The organism is Gloeomargarita sp. SKYB120 (genome assembly GCA_025062155.1).
GTDB lineage: Bacteria > Cyanobacteriota > Cyanobacteriia > Gloeomargaritales > Gloeomargaritaceae > Gloeomargarita.
The window spans coordinates 1-10,467 of the sequence record JANXAM010000050.1; the positions used below are offsets into that span (position 1 = coordinate 1).

Annotated in this window: 9 protein-coding genes; 3 read left to right on the forward strand and 6 right to left on the reverse strand. The window is 57.2% G+C overall.

Annotated elements, in window-relative coordinates:
* Positions 1–91: 91 nt before the first annotated feature.
* From NZ705_11885 to NZ705_11895, 3 genes are all read right to left on the reverse strand, one after another.
* Positions 92–571, reverse strand: coding sequence for a hypothetical protein (locus NZ705_11885; protein MCS7293644.1), 480 nt, complete (start codon positions 569–571; stop codon positions 92–94).
* A gap of 6 nt (positions 572–577) precedes the next feature.
* Positions 578–3,511: a S8 family serine peptidase gene (locus NZ705_11890; GenBank protein ID MCS7293645.1), complete on the reverse strand. Its 2,934-nt coding sequence runs from the start codon at positions 3,509–3,511 to the stop codon at positions 578–580.
* 454 nt (positions 3,512–3,965) lie between these two features.
* Positions 3,966–5,366: an MFS transporter gene (locus NZ705_11895; protein ID MCS7293646.1), complete on the reverse strand. Its 1,401-nt coding sequence runs from the start codon at positions 5,364–5,366 to the stop codon at positions 3,966–3,968.
* A 42-nt stretch (positions 5,367–5,408) separates the two neighbouring features.
* On the opposite strand from NZ705_11895, the gene cimA reads away from it, so the two are divergent.
* Both cimA and NZ705_11905 read left to right on the forward strand, forming a co-directional pair.
* Positions 5,409–7,019, forward strand: coding sequence for a citramalate synthase (gene cimA / locus NZ705_11900; GenBank protein MCS7293647.1), 1,611 nt, complete (start codon positions 5,409–5,411; stop codon positions 7,017–7,019).
* Positions 7,020–7,090: 71 nt separating this feature from the next.
* Positions 7,091–7,930: an MBL fold metallo-hydrolase gene (locus tag NZ705_11905; protein ID MCS7293648.1), complete on the forward strand. Its 840-nt coding sequence runs from the start codon at positions 7,091–7,093 to the stop codon at positions 7,928–7,930.
* 8 nt (positions 7,931–7,938) lie between these two features.
* Here NZ705_11905 and NZ705_11910 read toward each other — a convergent pair whose 3' ends face one another.
* The 3 genes from NZ705_11910 to NZ705_11920 are packed head-to-tail and all read right to left on the reverse strand — an operon-like array spanning position 7,939 to position 10,024.
* On the reverse strand, positions 7,939–8,442 hold the full coding sequence (locus NZ705_11910; protein ID MCS7293649.1) for a hypothetical protein: 504 nt from the start codon (positions 8,440–8,442) through the stop codon (positions 7,939–7,941).
* Positions 8,443–8,444: 2 nt separating this feature from the next.
* Positions 8,445–9,302: an ACP S-malonyltransferase gene (gene fabD, locus NZ705_11915; protein ID MCS7293650.1), complete on the reverse strand. Its 858-nt coding sequence runs from the start codon at positions 9,300–9,302 to the stop codon at positions 8,445–8,447.
* Positions 9,299–10,024, reverse strand: a complete 726-nt coding sequence (locus NZ705_11920; protein MCS7293651.1) for a dienelactone hydrolase family protein — start codon at positions 10,022–10,024, stop codon at positions 9,299–9,301. Before NZ705_11920 ends, fabD begins: the two co-directional genes overlap by 4 nt.
* Positions 10,025–10,102: 78 nt before the next feature.
* Here NZ705_11920 and NZ705_11925 point away from each other — a divergent pair.
* Positions 10,103–10,467: TRAM domain-containing protein (locus NZ705_11925; protein ID MCS7293652.1), on the forward strand; the 365-nt coding region annotated here is incomplete at its 3' end.

Here is a 10,467-nt window from a genome sequence, read left to right on the forward strand (position 1 = left end):
AACCAAACGGAACCTACGTTCTCTCGTGGATGAAGCTGTCTGTCTTCTATGTCAACCTTTGTCAGCTTAGCTATAGCCGTTTTGGGCTGCATCAAAACGCTGCTTTCTCTGTGTTTTCCAGTTGGACCTGAGTGATGCGCCCCGGTTGAACCTGTACTGTCATAAAGCTACCATCGTCGAGAAAATCATTGAGATACAGGTCGGGACCGGACTCCGCTAGCAGGGTGTATTCTCCCGGTGGCAAGCCTACCCGAAACCAACCCTGGTCATCGGTAGCAACCCATCCCCAGCGCTGGGGATGTTGAGCAGCTTCTGCCACTGGCCAGCGGGGCGACAAAGGGACTACCCTGATGCGCCCTAGGAAAATCCATACCCTTGTCTGCACCGGCGTAACCTGGCCTGTCTTGCCCAGACGACCTACCTGGGGTTGAAAATTCCCCTGCAAGGTCACTACTTGCCCAACGATCCCCTGAGCTTGGGATTCTAGCGGCGATGCCGACGTAAACAGAACTGGCGGTGGTAACATCATCAAACACAGGGTACTGGTCAGGTAAATCCATTTCGCTGGCATACTTCCTTAACCCAGCCGGATAGCTGACCCTGCAATGATGTCCCGTACTTGGGCTGGTGTCAAGTTAGGATTGGCACTCAACATTAACGCTACCACCCCTGCCACATGGGGCGTCGCCATGGAGGTGCCATTGTACATGCGGTACGTGTTGTTGGGCGTCGTTGAGAGAATCCCGACTCCTGGCGCCACCACGTGCCGTCGGTTAGGGTCTGTACCCGCTCGATTAAAAAACCAGGCAATCTGGTTGTTCTGATTCACCGCCCCTACTGACAGGCCAAACTCTGTTGCACTCCAGGCTGGATGACCCGGATTAGGCCAGCCGTCATTGCCAGCGGCCATCACCACCACTGCTCCCCGACTGGTCGCATAGCGAATCGCATCGTAAATATCTTGGCTAAAACCACCTCCCAGACTGAGATTGATCACGTGGGCCCCGTTATCTGCCGCATAGCGAATCCCGCGAGCGACCCAACTGGACAACCCCGAGCCTTGGTCATCCAGGACACGCACCGGCATAATCCGAGCGTTGTAAGCCACCCCTGTGATGCCAAAGTCATTCCGTAGCGCCGCAATTGTTCCCGCCACATGGGTGCCATGACCGTCACTGTCCATAGGGTCGTTGTCATTATTCACGAAATCCCAGCCGTAGACATCATCCACAAAACCATTGCCGTCGTCATCTATACGGTTGCCGGGAATTTCCCTAGAGTTAAGCCACATGTTGGCTGCCAGGTCCCGATGGTTATAGTCCACGCCCGAGTCCACGACCGCCACGACAACTCCCTGACCCGTGTAGCCCCGTGCCCAAACCTCCGGTGCCCGCACCCGGTCTAACGGCCAGTTGTAGTCTCCCAGGTCTGGTACTTCAGGAAAGGGTTGGGTCTGTCCCAGTGCTAGGGCCACTGCTGCCGCTGCATTCACCAGCCCATAGCCATAGGTGCTATTGAAGCCCGTCAATGGAGGCACTACCACCGTTGTGGGATTAGTGGCACTGATTTGCAGCGTGTAGGGAGTAGACTGGGTGGCCGCCGAAAACACTCGCAAGTAGTAAGTTCCGGGGTTCAACGGCTGGGTAAACGACTCCGCTTGGGTACCCGGATTGGTACCACTGCGAATCACCCGCCCGGAGCTATCGAGCAATTGCACATCAGCGTTTTGCGTCAAATTACTTAAGCTCACGGACAAATTCACCGCCTGGTTGACAGTGAACCAGAAGTAGTCGTCCGTATCTCCACCGCCGATGGCATCGGTAAGAGTCAAGGGAGTCGGGCCTACGGTGATGGGTCGAGCTGTGGCCAAGGTGTTGTCCGCTAGCTCCGGTGTTAGAGCATCGGCTACCACAGTTAAGGTGTAAGCCGTGGACCCAGCGCTGGGAAACACCCGCAGGTAGTAGGTGCCTGGTTCCAAAGTGCGGGTGATGGTCTCAGGCGCGCTCCCTGCATTCCAGGACCCCTGCAGTAGTACCCCCGGCCAACGCAGCAGTTCTAAGTCCGCATCTGCGGACAGCCCGCCAAGCGTGATGGTGACCCGACTGGCCTGGTTGAGCGTGAACCAGTAGTAATCATTGCGGTCCGTTTCCCCCACCCAATCTGTCACGGTCACAGGCGTCGGTCCCACAGTCAGGGGACGTGCCGTCTCTAGGGTGTTGTCTGCTAGGCCCTGGTCAATGGGATTGGCTGTCATTCGAAGCGTATAGTGAGTGGACCCGCTGTAGGGATAGACGCGCAGGTAGTACGTCCCCGCCTCCAATGGCTGAAGAATTTCTTCCGCATCCGTGCCCCAGTTCCAAGACCCACGAACAAAATTGCCCTGGCTATCGAACAGTTCCAACTCCGCATCTGCCGTCAATCCGTCCATTCGGACATGTAAGAAACTCCGCTGGCTAAGGGTGAAGCGATAGTAGTCCAGGGGGTCCCAGTCCCCCACCCAATCTGTCAGGGTGGTTGTCGTCGGTCCGACCGTTATTGGGCGCGCCGTCTCAAACGTATTGCCTGCTCCATCCGTGGGTAAAGGACTAGCCGTCACTGTCAGGTTGTAGCTGGTAGAGCCGGCATAGGGAAACACCCGCAGGTAATAGGTTCCAGGGGCCAAGGTTCGCACCACTCGGTCGGGTGCCGTTCCGCTATTCCAGGACCCAGCTAAAAACCCTCCTTGCCCGTCGTACAACTCCAAGTCCGCATCGGCTGTTAGGCCACTCAGGGTGACATTCAGCACACTGGCTTGGTTCAGGGTCAAGCGGTAGTAGTCATTCGGGTCAGCGTCTCCCACCCAATCCGTCCAAGTACTCGGCGTTGGCCCGACACTAATCGGGCGCGCTGCTGCCAAGGTATTGCCAGCCCCGTCGGCGGGCAAGGGGTTGGCCGTCACTGTCAAGTTGTAAAACGTCGAGCCGCTGTAGGGATACACCCGCAGATAATACGTTCCTGCTTGCAAAGTGCGGGTCAGGGTTTCATTCGCACTTCCTGCGTTCCAGGAACCGTCCAACCAATTGCCTTGTCCATCCAGCAGTTCCAAGTCCGCATCGGCTGTTAGGCCACTCAGGGTGACATTCAGCACACTGGCCTGATTGAGAGTCAAGCGGTAGTAATCGTTGAGGTCTGTGCTGCCAACCCAGTCAGTAAAGGTTGTAGGCGTCGTGCCAACAGAAATGAGTCGTGCCGTTGCTAACGTATTCCCAGCTAGGTCGGCAACGGAGGTCGCTTCCATCCATACACCGGTTTCGATAGACCATCCCAGAAGCGTTTCCTCGCTGGGATACCTAACTGGCGACAAATTGTCAAGCCCACCCAATGCCCGGATAAATGTCTCGCTGCTCAGCAGGGCCTGGTTCCCAAAATTAGGTAACAATCCTTGGTGAACCATCTGCTCACTGCCGTAGGCCAGAGCAAACCCACTGGATAGAGGTTCCACAAAAGTCCCATCGCTTCCCTGGGCCCACATCGTCCGGTAACTCCCCGCGCTCACCCACGCGTCTATCCTCTGAACCTATTTCTCGGATGAATGTGATTTGGATCACAAGCCCTAAAGTCACAGGGGGCAGCTTGGCCATGGGTTTTTCTAGTATCTCCCTGACAAACCGAAGCAGCTCGGCTATATCTAAGTTCGTAACTGCCTGTGGACAGCCAAGGGACTGACTTGGGATTGCTATAATGCCCGACATCGACGCTTACGCGCTAATGAAATGAATGTCCTTACGTATCAGTTATTGATAGCAATGACGATAGTCCTAACAGGAATTTTTGCTGATGAGAGAGCGCTGATTGGGGTCACCAGTTTTTGGGCTGTGTGGACGCTCAGCCGTATCTTTACACCCTGGTTGATGTTTCTCCAGCTTTTCACAATTGGTCTGTCATACCTGGTAGCTCAGATTTTAAGGTTACTAATTTGCAGGTAATTACAAGTTGGGTTTTTGCTGTTGACGTTCCGCCAATTGCAACAGAATTTCGGCATGTTTTTCCCGCGTAATCGGATAGAGATAGGCAAATACCAAACCGATGAGCAACACGACTCCCGGAATTGGTCCAATCATCAGGCGAATGGTGAGTAAAGCGCTGGGGGGTTGGAGCGGCTCGGGTTGGCCGGCCACCGTTTTGATAAACCCCGACCATTCCAGGGTTTGCCCCACCAGGAATAACCCTAGCGCCAGCCCCACCTTTTGCAAAAACACCATCAGGCTGTAGAAAATGCCTTCGCGCCGTTGCCCAGTCCGCAATTCTTCCCACTCAATCACATCCGGGAGCATGGACCAGGGAATCAGATACGCGGTGGCGACGCCCACACCGGCAACCACTGCTAGGGTAAACATCAGCGCCGTTTGCCCCGGTTGCAAGCCAAATAACCCCGCCTGCGCCGCAATCCAAGCCGCCATCCCCAGGAAGTACACCATTTTTTTGCCCAGGCGCCGGCTCACGCGCTCCCAGAAGAACAACATTACCAGTGCCGTCCCCTGCACCATCAGCACCACCTGGGTAAACGCGGCATCGGTCAGTCCCATCCAGCTTTTGACGAAATAGGGAATCACCGCCACTGTGTTTTGCAAGGCCAGCCAGGAACACAGGTAAAGGCCGATCACCAGCAAAAAGGGGCCATTGCTGAGTACCGCCCGCCATTGCGCCCAGATAGGTTCGTTGGGGGGATCCAGCGTTTGGCGCCGCTGGTGTTCCAAATGCATCGCTCGCCGACGAATGCCCCACACACAGGCGTATATCGCCAGCACCGCCACCACCGCGCCCAGTGTTCCTAGCACCTGATAGCGCTGTTGAATCGGCATCCCGGCAAATAGCTGAAAAATGGCAAGCGCCAGCGTCAACGCACACAAACTGCCGCCAATGGAAAACCCAAACCGAAAGCTGTTCAAACTGGTGCGCTCGTCGTAGTCCTGGGTTAGCTCTGCCGTCAGCGCCGTATAGGGCAAATTCACCGCCGTATAAAAGGTATGAATGGCAATAGCCACCGCCACGTAGTACCAAAATTTGGTCATCGTATCGGCAGCGGGTGGTACCCACCACAGGCCGGTAAAACTCACCCCCAGCGGCACTGCGCCCCACACCATCCAGGGCAAACGGCGTCCCCACAAGCTGCGGGTCTGGTCGCTCAGGAAACCAATCAGGGGGTCGTTAATGGCATCCCACGCCTTGCCAATCAACAACACTGTTCCCGCTAACCCCGGCGGCAACCCAGCGACATTCGTGAAGAAAATTAACTGAAACACCAGCAGTAAATTCGCCAGCAACGCCGGGCCAAAATCCCCCATCCCATAGCTGACTTTTTCCCACCAGGACAGCTTCGGGTTCATCCCCACACCCTACAATAAGAAGACAGAATTGCGCATCAGGCCATGAGCGGCGAACGGATTTGGCTTTACGATACCACCTTACGGGACGGCGCCCAACGGGAAGGACTGTCACTCAGCTTGGAAGACAAGTTGCAAATTGCCCACCTGCTTGACCAGTTGGGGGTGCATTACATCGAAGGCGGCTGGCCTGGCGCGAACCCCAAGGACATGCAATTTTTCTGGCAGATGCAGCAGGAACCTTTGACGCAGGCGCGGCTGGTGGCCTTTTGTTCCACCCGGCGTCCCCGGACCACAGCAGCGGAAGACCCCCTGATCCAAGGTATTCTGGCGGCGGGCACCCCCTGGGTTACGGTGTTTGGCAAATCCTGGGACCTGCACGTCACCGAGGGCCTGGGCACGACGTTGACCCATAACCTGGACATGATTGCTGACACGATTACTTACCTGCGCCAGCAGCAGCGCCATGTGTTTTATGATGCTGAGCACTGGTTTGATGGCTATCTCGCGAACCCCGACTACGCCCTGGCCACCCTGGAGACGGCCTATCAAGCGGGAGCGGAATGGCTGGTCTTGTGCGATACCAATGGCGGAATGTTGCCTCATCAAATTAGCGAGATTGTCCAGCAGGTGAAGGCTCGCTTCCCCGATGCCCAGATTGGCATTCATACCCACAACGACAGTGGCACAGCGGCGGCAAATGCGATTGCGGCGGTGCAGAGCGGGGCGCGCATGGTGCAGGGAACTATCAATGGCTACGGGGAGCGCTGCGGCAACGCCGATTTGTGTACCTTGATTCCCAACCTGCAACTGAAACTGAAGTACGACTGCATCAGGCCAGAGCAATTGACGCGCCTGGTGGAGGTGAGCCGGGCGGTGAGCGAGCGGGTGAATTTAGCGCCCGATGACCATGCGCCTTACGTGGGTGCGTCGGCCTTTGCCCACAAAGGAGGGGTGCATGTCAGCGCGGTGGGCAAAAATCCGGCCACCTACGAGCACATTCCCCCGGAGGTGGTGGGCAACCGGCGGCGGGTGGTGATTTCGGAACAGTCGGGTCTAAGCAACATCGTGGCCAAGGCGCGGGAGTTGGGATTGCCCCTCGACCGTTCCCATCCGGCGGCTAAAGAGGTGCTGCGGCGGTTGAAGGAACTGGAAGGCCAAGGCTATCAATTTGAAGCGGCGGAGGCGAGTTTTGAACTGCTGGTGCGGGAGGTGCTGGGGCAACGGCGGCCAGCGTTTGTCCTGCACGGGTTTCAGGTGCATTGTCAAACCCAGGCCCAGGGCAACGGCCACTGGAGTTCGTCGGTAGCGACGGTGAAGGTGGAAGTAGACGGGCAAGAATTGATTACGGCGGCGGAGGGAAACGGGCCGGTGTCGGCACTGGACAATGCCCTGCGACGGGCGCTGGTGAATTTTTATCCCCAGATTAAGGAGTTTCAGTTGAGTGATTACAAGGTGCGGGTGCTAGACGGACAATCGGGGTCGGCGGCGACTACGCGGGTGCTGGTGGAGTTTACCCACGGGACGCACCGTTGGACGACGGTAGGGGTTTCCACCAATATCATTGAGGCGTCGTATCAGGCGGTGGCGGAAGGGCTGGAGTATGGATTGAGCCGGCTGCGGGCGACGGCAATTTCCCAGGTGCAGAAAGTATAGGAAGAGGCCACAGGATCACTGACGGTCCCGCTTGCAGTTCGTTATGCTGGGGCAAAAGCCGAGAGCAGGCCATGGCAACAGGGTTTACGGTGCGGTTTTGGGGTGTGCGCGGGAGCATCCCCGTACCCGGTGCGGCAACAGTGCGTTACGGCGGCAATACCCCCTGCGTGGAGGTGCAAGCGGGTGGACAACGGTTAATTTTTGACGGCGGCACGGGACTGCGGGTGTTGGGCCAGACGCTGAAGCATCAAACCAACCTGGAGGCCCATCTCTTTTTTAGTCATTCCCACTGGGACCACATCCAGGGCTTTCCGTTTTTCACCCCTGCCTACCAGGCCGGCAATCGATTACACATCTACGGCCCCGCTGCGCACCAGGGCTATTCCATCAAACAGAGCTTGAGCAACCAGATGCTCGACCCCAATTTTCCCGTGCCGTTGCAAGTCATGCAGGCGGATTTGTCCTTCCACGACTTGCTGGCGGGTGATGTGGTCACGATTGGTGATGTAACTGTAGAGACAGGGAGTCTGAACCATCCCAACTACGCCCTGGGGTATCGGGTGACGTGGCGGGGCAAAACGGTGGTGTACGCCAGTGATACGGAGCATTATCCCGACCGGCTCGACCGCAGTGTCGTGCATCTGGCGCGCCAGGCCGATGTTTTGATTTACGACGCCAACTACACCGACGAGGAATACAACGACCCGGTGAATCCCCGGCGCGGTTGGGGCCATTCCACCTGGCAAGCGGGGGTCCAAGTCGCCAAGGCAGCCGGTGTGCGGCAATTGGTGCTGTTCCATCACGACGCCAACCACGACGACGACTTTTTGGACCAGGTCGAAGCTCAGGTGCGCCAAATCATGCCCAGCAGCGTCCTAGCACGGGAAGGAATGGTGTTGCAATTGCTCTAAATTGCTCGCTAAGCTGCTTGAGTTTCCTTGGGTCGCAGCAATGCCACGAACTGCTCCGGTTGACTGGGGGTGAGCAGCAATGGGAAACGCCCTGGCTGTTGCAACAACACCAGCCCATCCCAGCGCGAAACGTAGCACTCGACCCACCCCCGCCGTTGCGTCCAGAGCCAGCCAAAGCCCCCTAGAAACGGCCATTGCCGGCCCAATTCCTGGGTCAATTCCGCTGGGGTCACCCGTCGCACCTGACGCTCCGGTTGCAGGTCAATCCACCGCCGCCGCGTGGGGAACCGAATTTCCAAGCGGTTGTCCTCATGCACCACGAAGGCTGTGGGTCGCCAGCGGCACCAAATTAGGCCGTTAACCACCAACACCAGTAACGCCAACCAAAACAACCCAGCTCCTTGCGCTCCTGCAAACGCCAGCATTAGCAAGAGGAAGGGCATTCCTGCTAATCCCCAGGTGAGTACCTGCATCCACCCATCCATTGGCGCCAGCGCAAACGCGTACCCCATCGCTATAGCGTCGCCACGTTGAGCAGCTCCATCTCTGGCACGGTACGTTTGATCAAGCCCGTCAGCACTTTACCCGGCCCCAGTTCCACCGCCCGCGTGACCCCGAGCGCCGCCAACTGCAAAACAATCTCGCGCCAGCGCACGCCCGTCGTCATCTGGGTCAACAATCGCTGCTTCAGCAAGGCGCCATCGGTGCTCGGCGTTGGGTCCGTGTTGGAAAGAACTGGAATCCGCGCATCGGCGAAGGGGACGGTGGCGAGATAGGCGTTGAACTGAGCCGCTGCCTCGGCCATGAAGGGAGAATGAAACGCCCCACTGACTGCTAGGGGCACGGCGCGTTTGACGCTCACCTTGTCTAAGACAGTCGCGATGCCCACCGGCGTTCCGGAGATGACCACTTGTCCTGGATGGTTGTCATTGGCCAGCACCACTTCCGATGTTTGCGCGAGCACTTGGTCTAATTGGTCCCGGTCCGGCTCTAACAGCGCCACCATTTGCCCGCCGCTGGCCTGGTCCATCAATTCTGCCCGCAATTTCACCAGCCGTAATCCCGTCCCAAAGTCATAAACCCCCGCCCGGTACAGCGCCACAAATTCCCCCAAACTATGTCCAGCCACGTAATCGGGCATGAATGCTGTGTAAAGGTCCGCCAAGATGGTTTCAACCACGTACAGACAGGGCTGGGTGTAGCGGGTTTGGGACAATTTTTCCGCTGGGGGCGTGCAACACTCGACAACTGACCAGCCCAGAATTGCCGCTGCTTCCTCAAACCGGTTTTGGGCGTGGGGATGTCGCTGCAAATCCAAGCCCATGCCGGCGGTCTGGGAACCCTGTCCCGGAAACACCCAGGCGGTTTTCATGCCCGCAACCGACTGAACAACTGCTGGACTTTTTCCCAGCTATCGGCTGCCGCTTGGGGGTCGTAACTATCTCGCTCGTTGCAGAAAAAGCCGTGGTCAGCGTCGTAGCGGAAAACTTGGTGGTCGATGTTGTGCTTTTTCAATTCCTGTTCAATTGCGTCGGCCTGCTCGTTGGGAATCAGCGGGTCGCGGGTGCCAAAGAAACACCAGATAGTGCCCTTGATGTCTTTGGTGCGGGTGATGGTGGGGGGGCCGCCGCCCGGTGTCATGGTGGCAATGCCGCCGCCGTAGAACGAAGCCGTCACCTGTACATCTGGCAACGTCGCCGCCAAGTACACTACATGCCCGCCAAAGCAGAACCCAATCGTTCCGAAGCGCGTGACGCCGAATTCCCGTTTCAGGTAATCAATGGTCGCCTGGATGTCGCTTAGTAATTCATCCGCCTTAGTCATGTCTTTGTATTTACGTCCCAGCTCCATATCCGCCGGCGAATAGCCCACCTCAAACCCCGGCGCGTAGCGTTGATAAATACTAGGGGCGATGGCGATGTATCCCAGTCGGGCAATGCGTTCGGTGACATCGCGAATGTGGGCATTAACCCCGAAAATTTCCTGAATCACGATGATGCCTGGGTATGTGCCGGTTTCGGTCGGTCGGGCCAGATAGCTATCAATCCGCAAGTCTTGGTTCGGCACCTGCACCCATTGGGTTGTGATGTCCATGGCTATCCCTCCGCTTGCCCATGCCCGCTTGTATTGTACCGGAGAAATTACCGTAGAGAGAGAAGGAGCGAGACCGGCATGGATGAGAGCTACTGGCGACAGGGAGCCGACATAAGCCTCACGATCACCGACTTGAATGACCAGGGCGAGGGTGTGGGGCGCTGGCAAGAGCGAGTCGTTTTTGTGCCGGATACTGCGCCAGGGGATCAAGTGCTCGTGCGATTGGTTTGGGTGAAACCAAATTATGCCTACGGGAAATTACAAACTATCTACACGCCTTCACCCCATCGCGTCCAACCCGCTTGTATCGTCGCCAGCGAGTGTGGCGGTTGTCAATGGCAACATATTCGTTACGAGCAGCAATTAGCAGCGAAAAAGCACCAGGTAGAGCAAGCGTTGGTACGGATTGGCGGCATGACAAATCCACTTGTCGCCCCTGTCCA